This is a genomic window from Paenibacillus sp. 2TAF8 (genome assembly GCF_052114825.1).
Taxonomy (GTDB): Bacteria; Bacillota; Bacilli; order Paenibacillales; family Paenibacillaceae; genus Paenibacillus.
This window is the reverse complement of sequence record NZ_JBFRFN010000017.1, coordinates 104,838-122,740: the sequence shown is the minus strand read 5'-3', so window position 1 is coordinate 122,740 and position 17,903 is coordinate 104,838. Positions and strand designations below refer to the sequence as shown.

Here is a 17,903-nt window from a genome sequence, read left to right as displayed (position 1 = left end):
ACAAAATGCTGCTCCTAAGTATCAGCAACGATTCACCATTCCAGTCCTGACTCTATGTGTAATAACAGTTCATGTTGCTCAGCCTATGTACCTTTACGCGATAGATGTAACTGGATGTTTAACGCGTACAGGATAGAGGCCATCACCTTGGGTTTTTACAAAAAGGCCTTCATTGGTCATTGTGCTTTCTAAATCGATATCTTTGTTCTCATCCGGGGTGAAATGAAACGTGATTTGTTCCGTATCAGAGTCAGCAATTTTATTCAAAATATCTTTCATATTGATTTCGTTTAAGCTGACAACATCGAAGAGGTCGATATGTTTGTTTTCTTTCTGATAAATAACGATGATCTTTTCGTTTTCCAAATAATAAATATCATTATTAAACACATTCAAGCAATAAAACATGAATATGCCGGGAGTGTGGTCGGTTGCAAACCGCTTGGAAACAGGCAGTCTTTGCGATGCGAAATGCTGAATAAGACGAACATCCTCTGCATCAGTTACATCTAGTTTCCGCAGATTGGCAGATTTTAATGGAGCTGTACTGTGAAAATTCATTGAAAACAGGTGTTCTTCTAAGGGTTTGAATCCAAACTTGGGGTAGAAATCAAGAACGGATTCATTGGCAAAAAGGTACATGAGATCGTACTTGTTCTCGTATTCCTCCAGAATTTTGTTCATTAAATGCGTGGATAGTCCTTTCTTGCGGTAGTCGGGATGTGTCATCACCGTGCCAATTTGAATTGCATTTTTCTTCTCTCCGTGGATGACCAGTTCTAGGATATTCACGGATGCATTAGCAACAATCCGATCCCCATCTGCAAACGAGAAAGGGATGTATCCTTCGCCCCAGCAACCCTGTTGGTACCAATTTTCAAAATGGATACCGAATGTACTTGCAGCGAGCTCGAAAAAACTGTTTCGAAGTGTATCATTGTTTTTATAATTCTTCATAAATTGTAAATCCTGCATATTCTGTTCTCCTTGTCTTGTTGTTAAGTCTAATAACACTTACATTTCTACCATATATTATTCGGTGGAAAGTTCTAAATCCCTTCACTTAACATCAGAGTATTAATAACGAATAACATAAGGAAAGAACCGCCAATGCTGGGCAGCTCTTTATTCTTATCGTACATTTATGTAATTTCTTGATCGTCTGTAAGTGCGGGAAAGGCTGTAATTAAAGCGTTGGAGAATCACCATCCATCCATTCTTTCTTTCTTTATTGTGCTTCATAGAGCACCCTGTCAATTAAACCGTAATCTTTGGCTTCCGTAGCATTCATAAAGTTGTCTCTGTCTGTATCTCGTTCAATCTTCTCCAAGGGTTGGCCGGTCTGGCCAGATAGGATGTTGTTGATGTTATCCCGCAATCGAATAATGCGTCTAGCGCTAATGGCAATATCCGTCGCTTGGCCTTGTGCTCCGCCGAGAGGTTGGTGAATCATGATTTCGCTGTTTGGAAGCGCGAATCGTTTCCCTTTTGTACCAGTGGATAGTAAAAAGGCACCCATTGATGCAGCCATGCCAACACATAGTGTAGATACATCGGCCTTAACTAAATGCATGGCATCATAAATGCCCATACCTGCTGTAATGGAACCGCCAGGTGAATTAATGTACATATGAATGTCCTTTTCTGAATCCATGGCATCCAAATAGAGAAGCTGTGCGATTACGGTGTTGGCTACTGCGTCTGTAATCTCCCCGGACACAAACAAGATTCGGTCTTGCAGTAGCCTGGAGTAAATGTCGTAGGTGCGTTCCCCGCGAGAGGATTGTTCGACAACATAAGGAATCAGATTCATCGTGACCACCCCTTTAGTATTCATAGTCGATGCGATAATTCTTTTCGAGATGAGACATCCCTTGTTCCATGATCTTTGGTTGAATATAAACGATTTTGCTGACATCATCATCATTGGTAGGAGAGGTGTTGCTTAAAGCTTTGATTCGTTCAACAACGTGCTCATTAATCTCGGCTGTATCCATTTCTTCTTCAGGGACGACTTGGATTGAAATTTCTTGATGGACGGTTGTTTCTGCTGTCAGCAAGCTTACTACGATGGTCAGTTCACCACATTCAAGCGCATCTTGCGTAAAGATCTCTATGATCACATCTTGGTAAGGAGCATCCACTACAATGTGTCCGTGATCATTCTCAACCAGACCACTCAGGTTCTTGGAACGATACATTCCTTCTGGCAACTGGATCTGGATTTCTGACGTTTGAAGTGGATCTTCTGGATGGACCTGTATCCATAGATGATTCATGCCTTCTTCGTTTTCCATCTTGGACTTCGCGAATTGAATATCAAGCATTATAGATTTTCACCCCTTAGCGCTTGTGATACAGAATCGATGACTCTCTGTTTGACCTCCGCAGATATGCGAGGGCTGATCGTGATAATAACATCGTCTGTGATTCGGAGTGTTTCGTTTTCAATAATGCGGCCAGATTCAACCAACCTTATTTGCTGGCTAATTTTCTCGATGTCTTCCATAGAAAGTTGCTTTAAGGTTTCCTGAATGGAGGCCAGAGTCTCACCCGTTCTGGATAGGGTGACGATTGCGCGAAAATGATGAAGATGGTTATCCGTGTAAACTCTTTTGTTGCCTACTAATTCAAGAGGAGGTACCATTCCGATTTGGGTGTAGTACCTCACGGTTCGCAGATTTATACGCGGGTCATCTTGCTGGAGAATTTCAGCGACTTGTTTAGCTGTATAACTTTTCATGACACACCTCCTATGACATTAAACTGTTAGTGTTACAGTTGACTGTATTGTTTACAGTTTACTGTAACATAATTCATTTGTCAAAATAAAACAATCAACCTTTATTGGGGATTGCATATTTGCAAGAGGGGAGAGATGTATACTGGATGCTATCCTAAATAAGCTATAGTTTGTCCTTTCTTTTATCACCGTCCCAAATCCAAGTGCAAGCTTGATGTGTTATATTGAGGGAGGACTGGCTAGACATGTACAAGCTGTGCAAGAGTTCAGGAGTCATTTCAAGAATGACGTGCACCCACAATCATGTGTAGTACGTTTCCATTGAATTCAAATTACTTACCATTCATTCAATACCATTACATAACAGGTGGGATGTAAGATGTTCTTTTTTGTTACATTACTCGTGTGTTTCATTGTATTCATGTTGCTGACGTCTTTTTTCAACAGAAAACATAAAGTGCTAATCTCGTTCGCCAGTGCTCTTGTGGTAAGCATGCTACTTCAGGTGTTGGAACAATTTTATCTGAGCAGTATTTTAGTGGCGGCATTTCTGGTTTACTTTATCATCGGGAATATCAGCACATTCCAAAGCAATCAGTTAAAGCTGAGCTTGGCGGTATTATTCAGTACATCGATCGTAACGCTCGTCCTTTCTTTTACCTATTTTAATCAAAAGATAGCGCCACCAGATGCCGAGATTCTTAGAGTCATGTTTATCTATTATCCGCTGCTTGTTATATTCATCGCGTGTTATGCCTATATGCTTCTTAACCTGTTTAATTTTAAAATATTGCAAGCGACCAATCCGCTCCTGCATATCTTGAATAAAGTTCGTGCGTTGCGGCGGATGATGCACATGTTCTGGATTATTTCACGCAAAGGTTTGGCTCATTTGATTCAGCAGGATCATGCCAAACTGCCATATGCTATTGCTGAGGTACTGGATAGCATGGGTGGTGTATTTGTAAAGTTTGCCCAAGTGTTATCGACCAAAAAGGACATGTTACCTGCAAACTACATCCAAGCGTTCTCCAGTTACATGATCAGGTAAAACCGCTAAGCTCACAGGAGCTGAAATCGATTATCGACAACAAAATCGGCAATATGGATGAAACGTATGAATCCTTTGGCATGGAACCCATAGCCGCTGCTTCGATTGGACAAGTTCATCTGGCGAAGCTGAAGATGGCGGGGGAGAAGGTTGTTGTAAAAATTTTAAGACCTGATGTGAAGCAGAAAATGACGGTCGATTTGGATATCTTAATCCAGTTTGTATCATGGCTATCCGAGCGTTCTGTCAAAATCAAAAGACTTGGATTAATTCAGCTTGCTGAAGGGTTCAAACAGAATTTGATCGAGGAAACGGATTTTGATATTGAAGCCTTGAATACGAATCTGATCCGCAAAGCATTCGAAGAACACAACATTCGTATCCGTGTCCCCGAAATCTATTCGGAGTATTCGACAAAACAGATCTTAACCATGGAATATATCGAAGGAACCAGCTTCACGAAAGCGGTGACAAGCGATGTTTCGGAGAGGGTGATGCATGCATTTTTGGATCAGATTCTAGTGATAGGTATCTTTCATGCAGACCCGCATCCCGGAAATCTGATGTTGACCGCTGATGGAGAGGTTGCACTGATCGACTTTGGTTCGGTGGGTTACTTAACGGATGAGGAACGAGGTGGGATGTTAAGCTTTCTGATGGGATACAGCAATCGAGATACGAAAGAGATGGCGTATGGTTTGACACGAGTTTGTGAGGATGGGCATTTGCTGGATGAAAAGTTGATTGAACAGCGTCTGAGCCGACTTTTGTCTGAAGCGTCTTTCTCACCAGACCCGACAAGTGTGATGATGAAACGAATGATGTCCATGATTACGGAGATGGGGATGTCGTTAAAACCTACGATTGCCGGAGCGTTCAGAGCCATCATTACGTTGGATGGGACGCTCTCATCCGTAGATGATACGTACTCTTTATCCGCAACCAGTCAATCTTACGCAACCCATATGGATAAAGGGCAAGTGGTCAAAGAGCGTTTAACAAAGGTCAAAGAGCAGATTACGGACTACATTCCGAAGTTGTTGGAACTGCCTATTCTGAAGGACAATAAAATTACGATTGCTCGTGAGGAAAATCATTCACTGCATGATTTTATGGGCACTCTGACAGTGGGAATCTTCACGGTGATCTGTATGGTTGTCATGCTTGCCAGCTTTGTGGTGCAGGGTGAATCGATGCGATTTTTACTTGCTCCGTTATCTATATCTGGTTTTGGCGTAGGCATGATCATATTGATCATGGCTGTAATTAAACAGTTGAAACCGAAGGTGTAAGTAGGATGGGGAATGAGACAGAATGGAGGCTATACCATGCCAGTATCGATAGATAATCCAATTTGCGAATTCACCTGATATCCAGCTTGCCCAAGCCATGCCCAAGGATTTACTGAATGAGTTGTTGAATGTTCTAGAAACCTCACAACGGGAAGATGGTGGCTGGAACGATGAGCATGGCTTGAAGCATTGGCAGGCGTATCATACGATTTTTACGTTATCGGTGCTTCGTAACTATGGAAGGTTGTAGTTCAAGGAATATTCTGTTTGCAAAAATGAACGGCCTGAACTTACCTGAGTTCGGGTTATTTTTCTTTTTCAACTTGTAGGATGTTCTAATCCCTGTTTCATCTAAAATGATCAAGTCGAATACCCGATAAGTATTATAATAAAAAGCCGCCAACCTTTAACATGAACGGAAAAGGAGATTGAAGCCGATGGTGCGTGTCATGTTGATTGACGATGAAGAAGCTGCACTTGATTTGCTTGAAATATTGCTTGGTCAGATTGGGAATGTGGAAATTGTGGGAAGATACTTGAACCCCATTCAGGCTCTAGATGACTTGAAAAAAATAACGGTAGATGCCGTATTTTTAGATATTCAAATGCCGGGTATGAAAGGTACACAAGCAGCTCGTCACATCCGAAGTGTGTTTCCTGAAATACCTATCGTATTTACGACAGCCTATGCAGAATATGCAGTGGAAGCATTTGAAATCGAATCAACGGATTATTTGTTAAAGCCTTTTACGACGGGGCGATTACAGAGTACACTGGCACGCATCAATAAACATTTGCAGGAACCTGCCAATCGACCTGAACCCAACAAAGGTCCTATTCCGCTTGTGCAGTGTCTTGGAGGCTTTCAGATTATATTGCCTGGTGAACCTAGCAAGGAAATCGTTTGGAAAACGAAAAAAGAACGGGAGCTTTGCGCATTCCTGATCCATCATGAAGGGAAACGTGTTAACGCTCCCGTTATTATTGAGGCATTGTGGCCGGGGTACGACCTCGTAAAAGCCAAATCGTATCTGTACACCTGTCTGTCCTATCTTCGCAAAAGCTTGGTGGAGCACGGAGTCCCGATCCATATTAGCAAAGGGAATCAGGGGTTCACCGCAGAACGGAATGAAATGTTAGTGGACGTCTCTTCATTTGAAAATATACTTAATCAAATACTATCCGAAGAGCTATTGAATGAGAGGGACTACGATCAGATGAATCAGATGTATACAGGTGACTATATGGAAACTTGTGATTTTGGATGGGCAACTGCCAGACAACTGGAGATCAAATCGCAGTATGTGCGTGCACTTCGCAGATGGCATATGCATTATCGAAGCCAAGATGAACTCTCGCTTGCAGCAGATAGCTTGCAGCGTGTACTGACACTGGTTCCAGATTCCGAAATCGACGGCCGTGCGTTAATCCGCGTTCATCTGGAACTCGGGAATCGAAGCGAGGCCCATCGTGTATGTGTGCAGTTGGAACAGGCTGTTCGTGTACAGATGGGAACAGAACTGGAGGAAGAAACGATGCTGTTGCTTCAGCAAACGATGGAAAGATCGGAGCGCAGCGTTTGATGAGTCGAAAACTCCTTGCAGTACTAATCACTATAACGATGTTGTTTGCCACCTACGGGTTGCTGCTGACTTATTTTACAATAAATAAAAAAGCGATGCCGATTGCCACAAACGGAGTCATGGATTTGAGGAACTGGAATTTCGAAAGAGACGGTGTGGTTCGGCTCGACGGACAATGGACATTATATCCGCATCGTCTACTCTTTAGCCATCCGCTCGGAACAGAGGGTAAAAGCGATCAACCAGCCACATTCATTCAGGTTCCGGGAACATGGTCCAAACAAATGGATACGCTGGGAACAGCAACCTATCGACTGAGACTGCTGGTTGCGGCGGACAGTACCGTATACGGGTTGAAAACAGCATCTATCCTTATCTCCAACAGGCTGATTGTCAATGGACAGGTCGTAGGCTCCAGCGGGCAGCCTGATCTGAAGGACAATTATTGGGCACTTAATAAGCCGTATGTCAGCTATTTTACGTTAAAGCCAGGATGGAATGATCTCCTCGTAGAGGTAGCCAATCATGAATTTCGGGTAAATAGCGGGATCGGCGAGTCAATCCAATTCGGCAAGTCAGATCAGATTTCAAGTATCCGTGACCGTGCAACAGCTCATGATTGGATTGTGCTCACAGCGTTCCTGATCATGGGCCTGTATTTCATCGGATTGTTTTCCCAGCGCAGGAATGATCACTCTCTTGTTGTATTTGGACTTGTCTGTGTATTTATCGCGGCGTTTACAAGTGTCAGTGGAGAGAGAGTGCTCTTTGATGCCATTGGTCCAGTTCCATTCTGGCTATACTTCCGTATTCAAATGGTGCTAACCGTAGGGGTTGGTGCAGGATTTTTCCTGTATGTGTATACGGCTTTTCGCCCTTACAGTTACAAATGGCTTACCAAAGGAGGGCTGGTCGCAGGTGCAACCTTGCTGCTTCTGCATATGGGTTTTGCAGCGCAGATCACGACAGGTCCATTCCGTCTTCTGACGTCTTTATATGTCACATTTGCTTTGCTGTATGCCACGTATGTGTTTGTCTACGCTGTTCTGAACAAGGTGGCTGGAAGCTGGTACCTCGCTGTGGCAGCCATGGCCTTGAACGCAATGGTGCTGAATCAGAACTTAAACGTTTATTTTGGCGTACCGATCTATTCTATTGCACCCGTCGAGCCATTTCTTGTACTGCTCATGCTTGCGCTTATGATGTCACTCCGCTTCTCCAACGCCTTTAAGAGAATCGAAGAGCTCTCGGGTCAACTGTTGGAAGCGGACAAACATAAGGACGATTTTCTGGCACGCACCTCACATGAATTCAAGACACCTCTTCACGGCGTAATGAATATATCCAGATCCATGCTTGAGGATGTGACGAATCCCCCAGGAATTGACCAACAAGAAAAGCTTCAATTAATGATTGATATTACGAAAAAACTGTCTCAGCTTGTCTACGATATTCTGGATTTGTCCAAGCTGAAGCAGGGTGAACTTAGAATCGAGCCGGCGTCTGTCGACGTGCGTTCAGTTGTGGAGATGCAGGTCCGTTTCTATGCATATCTATGTATGGAAAAAGAAGTAGAACTCCTCAACCAGGTGCCGACAGGTCTTCCTCTTGCATATGGTGACGAAGCTCGATTGAGCCAGATCGTCGGAAATTTGCTGGATAATTCCATCAAGCATACGGACGGCGGGACGATTGTGGTTAACGGTAGAGAGCACAGCGGTATGCTTCAGTTTGAAGTCCGGGATACAGGAGTGGGTATCCATCCGGAAGATCTGCCGTATATATTCGAACCGTTCAAATCCATTGATAACACAGGGCGGCGGGCCACAGGTCTGGGGCTGTCCATTGCGAAGCAACTGGTTGAATTGCAAGGGGGAACGCTTCTTGTGAGTTCGACACCGGGAGTGGGGACAATTTTCACCTTCACACTGCCAGTGGCAGATCCAAATGATGAATCCACCGGGTCCTTGGACCATATGGCTGTATCTTACGTACAGCCTATGAAGACCAATTATTCATTCCAAACCCCTTATGTTACCAATGCTGAAGGTAAACGCACTGTGTTAATTGTTGATGATCAATACGTGAATCTGAAGGTTCTGCTGGATGCTCTGCAATCGCTCGACTATCGTGTGATTGCTGTCAAAAAAGGAGCAGAGGCCCTTTATGAGATTGAACAACCGGGGAGAATTGATCTTGTCATTCTCGATCTGATGATGCCGGGCATGTCTGGATACGAAGTCTGCCAGGAAATCCGCAAGCGTTATTCCTTATTGGAGTTGCCTGTACTGATGGTCACTGCCGCATTTCAGCCGCAAGACAAGGTGGCGGCCTTTCAGGTGGGAGCCAATGATTATCTGCCCAAACCGTTTGATCTTGAGGAACTGAAAGCACGAATTGGCAGCCTGCTCGCCATGAAAGAGTCACTGGGACGAGCAGTAGATATGGAGGTTGCTTTTCTTCAATCACAGATCAAGCCACATTTTCTATATAACGTTCTGAATAGCATTGTGTCTTCCAGCTATACAGATGTGGAACAGGCACGGAACATGATTGTTTCACTGGCTGATTACTTGCGGGGGAGTTTCCGGTTCAGTAATACGGATGAACGGATTGCGTTCGAGGAGGAGTTCAGCCTGATCCAAACGTATGTAGAGATCGAGAAAGCCAGATTTGGAGATCGCATCTGTTTCGAATATGACATACCTGAGGCTGCTTATCATGTGGCAATGCCACCTCTATTGTTGCAACCGTTAGTGGAAAATGCAATTCGCCATGGCATTGGTGATCAGATCAAAGGAGGCAAGGTCAAATTGACAGCGGTGTGTGCTGAAGGGTATTGGTTATTCACCGTAACCGATGATGGAATCGGAATTTCTCGCGAGCAACAGCAACAGTTGCTTGAGCAAATTAAACCGAACAGTGAGCGAGGTGTTGGATTACGAAATATTGATAAACGGTTAAGATTTGAATATGGCACCGCGCTCGATATTACAAGTGAGCCGGGGCATGGAACGAGTGTTGCTTTCCGTATTCCCGATGTGCAGCTCTGAGCAGCCTTAATCGCAGAAATATGCCAGTAATAAGTATGAGTCCTATCGTATGAGCGATGGGGCTTTTTTGTTTTTTTTTAAAATTAACGCACGAGTAAGACAAAAAATGAATTAATCCCCTCAGATTTTTGTTTGAAAAAGTAGAATTTTGTCATTATTTTAAGGTTTTTTTAAGGTAGCTTCAGATATGCTGAGCTGAAAGTACAGATGCAATAACAGAACGATACGATGGAGGGATCGAGACGTGGTATTTTCAGTGAGCACAACAAGGGACAGGTACAGCACTATTCGAAGAATGGCACATTTATTTTTAGCCATGATTCTCTTGATACCATCTTTAATAATTGGCGGTGACAAGACTGTGGCAGCGGCCAGTGGATGGACGATCATCGACGGAGGCGGAGCAAACGGGCTTAATGTAAATCAAGCAATGGCTGCTGAAACACCTGCAATAGTGGAGTGGAATGGGGAGATTTACGTCGCATGGAGTGAGCGAATTCAGACAACTCCTGCCATCCACCAGATTAGGGTTAAAAAGTTTAATGGGTCTGGCTGGGTGAGTATTGATGGGAACCAGCCAGTATATGGTCTAAATGCCGATATTAACAGAGATGTTGGAAATCCTGATCTGGCGGTGTATAACAACGCTTTGTACTTGACCTGGATGGAAAAGAATGCATCTTATAAGGATCAGGTCCGGGTTAAAAAATACGACGGCACCATGTGGACGAATGCAGAAGGCGGGTCCACTATTGGAATCAATGTGAATCCTGCAGCAAATGCTTTTGGTCCCAAGTTGACTGCTTATAAAGGTGAGTTGCACGCAATGTGGACAGAGGACGGTAAAATGCGTGCCAAAAAGTATAACGGTACCACGTGGACAAGCATAGATGGTGGAGGAGCAGGGGGAATGAACGTTAATCCTTCCAGTTATTCCAGTCCTCCTGCAATGATTGTCATGGGAGATGACTTATATGCAACATGGTACGAGATGACCAATGGCCCAAATTACAAATTGCGTGTCCTAAGGTATGACGGATTAGACTGGTCGGTGTCCGACGGAGGAGTTGGGTTAAATAGATCTGCTACGAAGATTCCGATTAATCCCTCACTTGCGGTCATGAATGATATCCTGTATGTGGCATGGACGGAACCAATAAGTAGTACGGACGAGCAAGTTCATGTGAAGAAGTTCGAAGGTGGCGTCTGGTCGAGTATTGATGGCGATGGTAACAATGGAATAAGCGTGACTCCGGGAGCACGCAGCGAAACTGTCAAGTTGGTAACATTAAACAACCAATTATATGCGGTTTGGTCTGAATATAGTTTAAATACAGTCAACACTGTACCTATTTTCAAAATCCGTGTGAAAAAATATGATGGTAACAGATGGACACTGGCTGAAAGTGGGAGAAATGGTGGTTTGAATGCGTCAGCCAGCAGAACGGCAGTTACACCTTCGGTTGTACCAATGAACGGAGCACTTTATGCCGTATGGAGTGAAAACGATCGATCCGTGACGAACGTTCGTGCGGCGAGTTACATGCCCCCACCTCCGCCTAGTGTTAACGGTGTTACCGTTAGCCCGATTACAACGAGTATGCAGCAGGGTGTGAACAGACAGCTAACGGCTGTGGTGGATGCAGTGGGTGAGGCTGCAACGACGGTGACGTGGAGCAGTAGTGATGCAACGAACAAGGTAATTGTGGATTCTGGGGGAGTAGTGAGGGTTGCTCGGGATGCAGTGCCAGGCGATTACTTGATTACGGCAACTTCCACATATGATAACAGCAAAAAAGGAACGGCTACGGTAACGGTGACTTATGCACCCGCTGTCAACAGTGTTACTGTGAACCCCGGCACGGCCAGCCTTTTGCAGGGGGAGAGTACACAGCTTACGGCCAATGTGGCATCCGTAGGGGGAGCCCGAACCACAGTGACGTGGAGCAGCAGTGATACGAACAATAAAGTAACTGTAAACGGGACGGGGAAAGTATCCGTTGCAGCCAATACGCCTCCGGGTGATTACACCATTACGGCGACCTCCACGTTTGATACTAGCAAAAAAGGATCAGCGGTCATTACGGTGACATACGCACCTGCCGTGACTGGCATCACCGTTACCCCGGATAACGATAGCATGATGCAGGGAGAGAGCAGACAACTTGCGGCAACGGTAAACGCGGTGGGCGGGGCTGCAACAACCGTGACGTGGAGTAGCAGTGACGCGGATAACAAGGTTGCAGTAAGTGATACAGGCTTTGTTACTGTCGCGTCCGATGCTGTACCCGGCATCTACTCCATTATGGTGACCTCAACTGTGGACAGCAGCAAATCAGCTACAGCAACGATTACCGTGACATATGCTCCGGCCGTCAACGGTGTTACCGTTACTCCTGATCCTGCAAGCATTGTTCAAGGAGATAGCTTGCAGCTGGGAGCCAGCGTGGACGTCGTTGGGGGAGCTTCGACGGAGGTAACATGGAGCAGTAGCGACCTTAATGGTAAGGTGCTGGTTAGCAATACAGGCAATGTAACGGTCGCATCCGATGCGGTGCCAGGCAATTACATCATTACGGCGACCTCGGTGGAAGATAACAGCAAAGCAGGTACATCCACTGTGACAGTAACGTATGCGCCAGCCGTTCAGGGAATCAGTATTCAGCCGGACAGTGCCCGTGTGGTACAAGGAAGAGGCACGCAACTTGCCGCGACTGTAACTGCCGTTGGTGGAGCGGATGAAACGGTGAATTGGACAAGCAGTGACTCCAGCGGCAAGGTGACGGTGAGTAATACAGGTTACGTAAGCGTGGCCGTGGATGCCGAACCAGGAGACTATACGATTACGGCGACCTCGGTGTACGATTTTTCCCAAACGGCAACAGCAACAATCAAGGTAACGTATGTGCCATCCGTGAACAGTGTGGTTGTAACCCCGGTTACGGCGAGTCTCATGCAGGGGGAGAGCAGACAACTGGCAGCCACCGTGGATGTTACAGGCGATGCTGATGTGAGTGTGACGTGGAATAGTAACGACACGACAAGTAAGGTTGCCGTAGATGATACGGGTTACGTTACGGTGGCTACCGATGCGGAGCCGGGTGAATATGTCATTTCCGCGACCTCTACAGAAGATAGTAGCAAAAAAGGAACCATGATCCTTACGGTCACGGCCGCCCCGACCTATACGATTGCTGGCATTGCAGATCAGACATTGCAATCGGTGTTGCTCGGTTATAATTCGGGTTCTCAGGAGATGATTACAGTGCCTGTTCAACATACCGGAACAGGCAAATTAGTTAATTTGTCGGCAGCTCTTGACGGTAATGATCCAGATGCTTTTACCCTCACGCAGCCCATGGTTGAATTGGAAGCGGGTGATAAGACAAGTTTCAATGTACATGCCAAAGATGACTTGCCAGCAGGAACATATACGGCTACGGTTACTTTGACAGCTGATCACATGCGGCCTGTGACTTTTAAGGTTACACAAGCGGTAAACTTGCCGAATGCACCGGCTAATCCTCGCCATCTGACAGCAGAGAGCGGAGATCGTAAAGTCACGGTAAAATGGGATATGGAACCTGATGTTACGCAATATCGAATTTATATGGCAACCGATGCTGATCCGAATCACAGGGTGGAAGTGACAGCCAATGCTTCGTCACCATACACGATCCCTGATTTGGTTAACGGGACCACCTACTACTTTGTGGTAAAAGCAGAGAATGTGGGGGGAATGAGTGAAGCTTCTAATTTGGTTAGTGCCATTCCTTCGAACATGCCAGGGGTACCAACGGATGTGACAGCAACTCCGGGTGACGGACAAGCTGTTTTGAAATTTACAGCACCGACGGATGACGGTGGTAGCCCAATTACGGGTTATGAAGTAACCGTATCACCAGGAGAGAGGAAAATCACAGGTAATGCCAGTCCAATCACCATTACCGGATTAAGTAATGGAACAAGTTATACCTTTACGGTGAAAGCAATGAACGGAGCAGGTAAAGGTGCAGAATCAGTCCCATCCAATGCGGTTGTTCCATTAGCTACCTCTGTACCGTCTAACAATTCGCCGAGCACACCACCCGCAGCGACTGCACCTGGGCCGTCTACGACACCAACACAGCCAGCAACGACGGGTGTAGACATTCTGGTGAACGGCAAGGTGGAGAATGCTGGACAAGCGACGGTAACCAAACGAGACCAGCAAACGGCTCTGACCATTGTAGTTGATCAGAAAAAACTCAATGACAGATTAACTGAAGAAGGGCGAAATGCTGTGGTCACCATCCCGATCAATCAGTCGTACGATATTTTTGTAGGCGAACTAACAGGTGAAATGATTCGGACCATGGAGGGATATGAAGCTGTTCTGGAATTCAAGACGGATCAGGCTTCATACATGGTTCCTGCCAGTCAGATTCGTATTGCGGAAATAGCTGATCAGGTTGGAGGAGCGGCAGATATGCAAGCGATCAAGGTGCGCGTTGAAATTGCATCCCCAACAGCTGCAGAAAAGAACATTGTGGAGCGGGCAACGGCACAAAATGAGCTAACGCTTGTGGCTCCGCCACTGAACTTTGTAGTTAACGCCTCCTATGGAGAGAAATCTGTCGAAATTAAAAAATTTGATGCTTACGTCGAAAGATCGATCGTTATTCCAGACGGCGTTGATCCGAACAAAATCACGACAGGTGTTGTTATAGAGCCAGATGGGTCTGTACGTCACGTGCCAACCAAAGTTCGGAAGAATAACGGACGATATGAGGCTCAGATCAACAGCTTGACCAACAGCACCTATGCCGTTGTATGGCATCCGCTGGAATTCAGTGATGTTGTACATCACTGGGGCAAAAATGCGGTCAATGATATGGGATCACGGATGATTGTCGAAGGATTCAGTAATGGCACTTTCAATCCAGATCAAGCAGTTACCCGTGCCGAGTTCGCAACAATGGTTATTCGTGGGCTAGGACTTCGAGTGGAGAGTCGAGATACAGCTTTCTCGGATGTGAAATCCGGACAATGGTATAGTGGGACTATTCATACAGCATATGCCTACGGCTTAATTAACGGTTTTGACGATGGTACCTTCCGTCCAGATGACACCATCACCCGGGAACAAGCGATGGTGATTCTGGAGAAAGCGATGCAGATCACCCGACTCCAAACCAAACTGAACAACGAATCGCCGGAAGTAACGCTTCAGGGCTTTGATGATGTAACAGAGGTATCCCCTTGGGCACGCAGTGGTGCAGTGGACAATGTGAAGGCAGGACTTGTACAAGGCCGAAGCCAATCTTTGCTGGTACCAAAGGGCAAGATGACCCGTGCCGAGGTTGCGACTATGTTGCAGCGCTTGTTGCAAAAATCGGATCTGATCTAATGCAAAAGCAGAACATGGGCTTTATGAGCCTGTTGTTCTGCTTTTTTTATACGGGATTCAACGGGGTGGCATTTCTTTCATTTTAGTAAGCAAACTGTAAGCCTGTCGTAACCCAATGCACAATGGAAACGTCATAATATGGTAAAAGGAGGACTGATGCAATCCATGAACAAACCCATTCCGAGATCCAAGCTGCGGCTGATGTTGGGAAAAACATATTATACTTGGCGAAGGTATGCGAAATGGCTTGTTGGTGGCATTTCATTTGCAAAAACCTTCTCAGCTGAAAAGCTTCCACATGTTGTATTTCACCATGAAACACCCACCCTGCGAAAGCTGAAGGACGTGGATATGTGGCTTCAGCATAACAAAGAAATCAATCTGTCGATTGCGATCGGGCGACTTAATGGACTTATCCTGCGACCGGGTGAAACGATGTCCTATTGGAAGCTGATCGGCAAAACGACAGTTCGCAAAGGTTATGTTCCGGGCATGATATTATTTTATGGTGGCTTCAAACCGGGGGTTGGCGGAGGGCTTTGTCAGCTCTCAAATCTTATTTATTGGATGACACTTCATACACCGCTCACTGTTGTGGAGCGTCATCGGCATAGTTATGATGTTTTCCCAGACTCTAATCGTACGCAGCCGTTTGGCAGTGGGGCAACGTGTGCATATAACTACCTGGATCTGATGGTCTCCAATTCTACGTCAATATCCTACCAGCTTCATCTGGAGTTGAAAGATCATGTGTTGCGAGGGGAATGGCGTGCAGAAGAGAAAGCTTTGTATTCTTATGAGATCTACGAGAAACAGCACCGTATCCAGCAGCAGCATTGGGGAGGTTATGTAAGGAATAATGTGTTACATCGGCGTGTTTTTAATCCAGAGGGCGAGTTAGTTAACGATGAATTTATTACGGAAAACAATGCACTTATGATGTATTCTCCACTACTCACTGAATCCGTGATAAGTGGTTAGTTGTGTGTTAATCCTGTGACAGATGGCATTTTATATAAAGTTTAAAATTCATAAATACAACGAGCGGGTTATCTCTTGGATAACCTGCTCGTTGTGCTCCATCCGATATCGCGTAATCCCGCATGAACTTCGCATGAACCCATCAAGCTACTGCAAAATGCACTACAGCACTATACAGCATTTTATTGCGAACAGGGTCAAATGTGACTTGGTGCTGAACCAGCTTTACGCGCAAAAGAAGAGCTTTGTTCATACCGATTCGATCATCGATTGCTCGCTCCAGTTCCTGAAAATCATAAGCTTGAAGACATTCAACCTTGTCTTTGATCATATCCAGTGAAATTTCCATATGTGATGTAGACCTCCATTGTATACAATTGGCCCAATCCAGAGCCTGCCGAGATTAATTGTAGAGGAGCTTGTAAAGATCAGCAAGTGAAAACCAGTGAAGCTGAATGTGATTATTATATTTTAGATAAATTCATTTTGGGAGGAGTGGTCCCGAGTAGTCTTGCGATTTTCGTAATCTGCCCTCGATGATGAAACTATGCTTCTTTGAGGGGTGTGATATAATTGAGCTACAGATGTTTGAATATTTTCAGGATAAAGAATTTTCCTAGTATGCATAGAGAGGTTTTGGATATGACGAAAGACAATTTTTGGCGTGAATTGCCACGACCATTTTTCATACTTGCACCGATGGAGGATGTGACGGATGTTGTATTTCGGCATGTCGTCAGTGAGGCGGGCAGACCGGATGTTTTTTTTACCGAGTTTGCGAATACAGAAAGTTATTGTCACCCGGAAGGCAACAAAAGTGTGCGCGGACGGTTAACGTTTACCGAAGATGAGCAGCCGATTGTGGCGCATATTTGGGGGGACAAGCCGGAGTTTTTCCGCGAGATGAGCATTGGCATGGCGAAGGAAGGGTTCAAGGGCATTGATATTAACATGGGCTGTCCTGTAGCCAATGTAGCGGAGAACGGCAAAGGGAGCGGTCTGATCTGCCGACCTTCCCTTGCTGCGGAGATTATTCAAGCGGCGAAAGCTGGAGGCTTGCCGGTCAGCGTCAAAACAAGACTGGGATTCACCGAGGTCGATGAATGGCGCGACTGGTTAACTCATATTTTGCAGCAAGATATTGTGAATCTGTCCATTCACCTGCGCACAAGAGAGGAAATGAGCAAGGTGGAAGCCCACTGGGAGTTGATTCCCGAGATCAAAAAACTGCGGGATGAGATCGCACCGAATACGCTGCTAACCATCAACGGGGATATCCTTGACCGTGAAGCTGGCCTGAAACTGGCAGAGCAGTACGGTGTGGATGGCATTATGATTGGACGGGGCATATTCCAGAATCCGTTTGCCTTTGAGAAGGAGCCGAGGGAGCACACGACGGAGGAGTTCCTTCATCTGCTGCGGCTGCATCTGGATCTGCATGATCAATATTCCGAGCTGGAACCACGTTCGTTCAGCCCGCTGGCGCGTTTTTTCAAAATCTATGTTCGTGGATTCCGCGGTGCAAGTGAGCTGAGAGGTAACTTGATGAACGCCAAGACAACCGCTAAAGTGCGTGAGTTGCTGGATGAGTTCGTAAGGAAGGAACAGGTAGAGAAGGCGGAGGCGGAAGAAAAAAGTATTTGAAATCGCCCTTAGTATACCCTTGTTGCTGTAAAATTGTAATTGAAGGCAGCACTTCGGGTGTCTCATAACAGGAGAATTTGTGAGAATGGAGAGGTATCCATTACCAAATCGCTCAAGCGGGATGACCGCTTGGGCTTTTTTTATTTTTGCAGAAATAACTGCATAAG

General features: G+C 45.5%; 13 protein-coding genes and 1 pseudogene. 8 read left to right on the top strand and 6 right to left on the bottom strand.

The genetic code is table 11. From position 1 onward, the window contains the following. Nucleotides 1-93 precede the first annotated feature (93 nt). The 4 genes from AB4Z30_RS22260 to AB4Z30_RS22245 all read right to left on the bottom strand — a co-directional run bounded on the left by AB4Z30_RS22260 (nucleotide 94) and on the right by AB4Z30_RS22245 (nucleotide 2,743). On the bottom strand, nucleotides 94-975 hold the full coding sequence (locus AB4Z30_RS22260; RefSeq protein WP_441929642.1) for a GNAT family N-acetyltransferase: 882 nt from the start codon (nucleotides 973-975) through the stop codon (nucleotides 94-96). Between the two features lie 253 nt (nucleotides 976-1,228). Then, nucleotides 1,229-1,813 (bottom strand): ATP-dependent Clp endopeptidase proteolytic subunit ClpP, encoded by a 585-nt coding sequence (gene clpP / locus AB4Z30_RS22255; RefSeq protein ID WP_441929641.1) that lies wholly within the window; start codon nucleotides 1,811-1,813, stop codon nucleotides 1,229-1,231. A 13-nt stretch (nucleotides 1,814-1,826) separates the two neighbouring features. Then, nucleotides 1,827-2,327 (bottom strand): hypothetical protein, encoded by a 501-nt coding sequence (locus tag AB4Z30_RS22250; RefSeq protein ID WP_441929640.1) that lies wholly within the window; start codon nucleotides 2,325-2,327, stop codon nucleotides 1,827-1,829. Then, the gene (locus AB4Z30_RS22245) at nucleotides 2,327-2,743 is read right to left on the bottom strand and encodes a MerR family transcriptional regulator (protein ID WP_441929639.1); all 417 of its coding nucleotides are present in this window, start codon (nucleotides 2,741-2,743) and stop codon (nucleotides 2,327-2,329) included. The genes AB4Z30_RS22250 and AB4Z30_RS22245 overlap by 1 nt, the downstream gene beginning before the upstream one ends. A gap of 379 nt (nucleotides 2,744-3,122) precedes the next feature. Between AB4Z30_RS22245 and AB4Z30_RS22240 the strand changes: the two genes are divergently transcribed. From AB4Z30_RS22240 to AB4Z30_RS22210, 7 genes are all read left to right on the top strand, one after another. Further along, nucleotides 3,123-3,794: a hypothetical protein gene (locus tag AB4Z30_RS22240; protein ID WP_441929638.1), complete on the top strand. Its 672-nt coding sequence runs from the start codon at nucleotides 3,123-3,125 to the stop codon at nucleotides 3,792-3,794. After that, the gene (locus tag AB4Z30_RS22235; protein ID WP_441929652.1) at nucleotides 3,704-5,086 is read left to right on the top strand and encodes an ABC1 kinase family protein; all 1,383 of its coding nucleotides are present in this window, start codon (nucleotides 3,704-3,706) and stop codon (nucleotides 5,084-5,086) included. The genes AB4Z30_RS22240 and AB4Z30_RS22235 overlap by 91 nt, the downstream gene beginning before the upstream one ends. Before the next feature lie 97 nt (nucleotides 5,087-5,183). Then, complete coding sequence (locus tag AB4Z30_RS22230) at nucleotides 5,184-5,336, top strand: hypothetical protein (RefSeq protein ID WP_441929637.1); 153 nt, start codon at nucleotides 5,184-5,186, stop codon at nucleotides 5,334-5,336. A 187-nt stretch (nucleotides 5,337-5,523) separates the two neighbouring features. Then, nucleotides 5,524-6,669: a response regulator gene (locus AB4Z30_RS22225; RefSeq protein ID WP_441929636.1), complete on the top strand. Its 1,146-nt coding sequence runs from the start codon at nucleotides 5,524-5,526 to the stop codon at nucleotides 6,667-6,669. Then, the gene (locus AB4Z30_RS22220) at nucleotides 6,669-9,722 is read left to right on the top strand and encodes a hybrid sensor histidine kinase/response regulator (RefSeq protein WP_441929635.1); all 3,054 of its coding nucleotides are present in this window, start codon (nucleotides 6,669-6,671) and stop codon (nucleotides 9,720-9,722) included. The genes AB4Z30_RS22225 and AB4Z30_RS22220 overlap by 1 nt, the downstream gene beginning before the upstream one ends. Before the next feature lie 244 nt (nucleotides 9,723-9,966). Further along, on the top strand, nucleotides 9,967-15,111 hold the full coding sequence (locus AB4Z30_RS22215; protein WP_441929634.1) for an S-layer homology domain-containing protein: 5,145 nt from the start codon (nucleotides 9,967-9,969) through the stop codon (nucleotides 15,109-15,111). Between the two features lie 156 nt (nucleotides 15,112-15,267). After that, complete coding sequence (locus tag AB4Z30_RS22210; RefSeq protein ID WP_441929633.1) at nucleotides 15,268-16,092, top strand: VanW family protein; 825 nt, start codon at nucleotides 15,268-15,270, stop codon at nucleotides 16,090-16,092. A 142-nt stretch (nucleotides 16,093-16,234) separates the two neighbouring features. Here AB4Z30_RS22210 and AB4Z30_RS22205 read toward each other — a convergent pair whose 3' ends face one another. After that, on the bottom strand, nucleotides 16,235-16,441 hold the full coding sequence (locus AB4Z30_RS22205) for a DUF2536 family protein (protein ID WP_441929632.1): 207 nt from the start codon (nucleotides 16,439-16,441) through the stop codon (nucleotides 16,235-16,237). Between the two features lie 115 nt (nucleotides 16,442-16,556). Further along, nucleotides 16,557-16,631, bottom strand: a pseudogene (locus AB4Z30_RS22200) (DinB family protein); the annotation flags it as partial. A 103-nt stretch (nucleotides 16,632-16,734) separates the two neighbouring features. Between AB4Z30_RS22200 and AB4Z30_RS22195 the strand changes: the two are divergent. Continuing rightward, nucleotides 16,735-17,736: a tRNA dihydrouridine synthase gene (locus AB4Z30_RS22195; RefSeq protein WP_441929631.1), complete on the top strand. Its 1,002-nt coding sequence runs from the start codon at nucleotides 16,735-16,737 to the stop codon at nucleotides 17,734-17,736. Nucleotides 17,737-17,903: the final 167 nt, after the last annotated feature.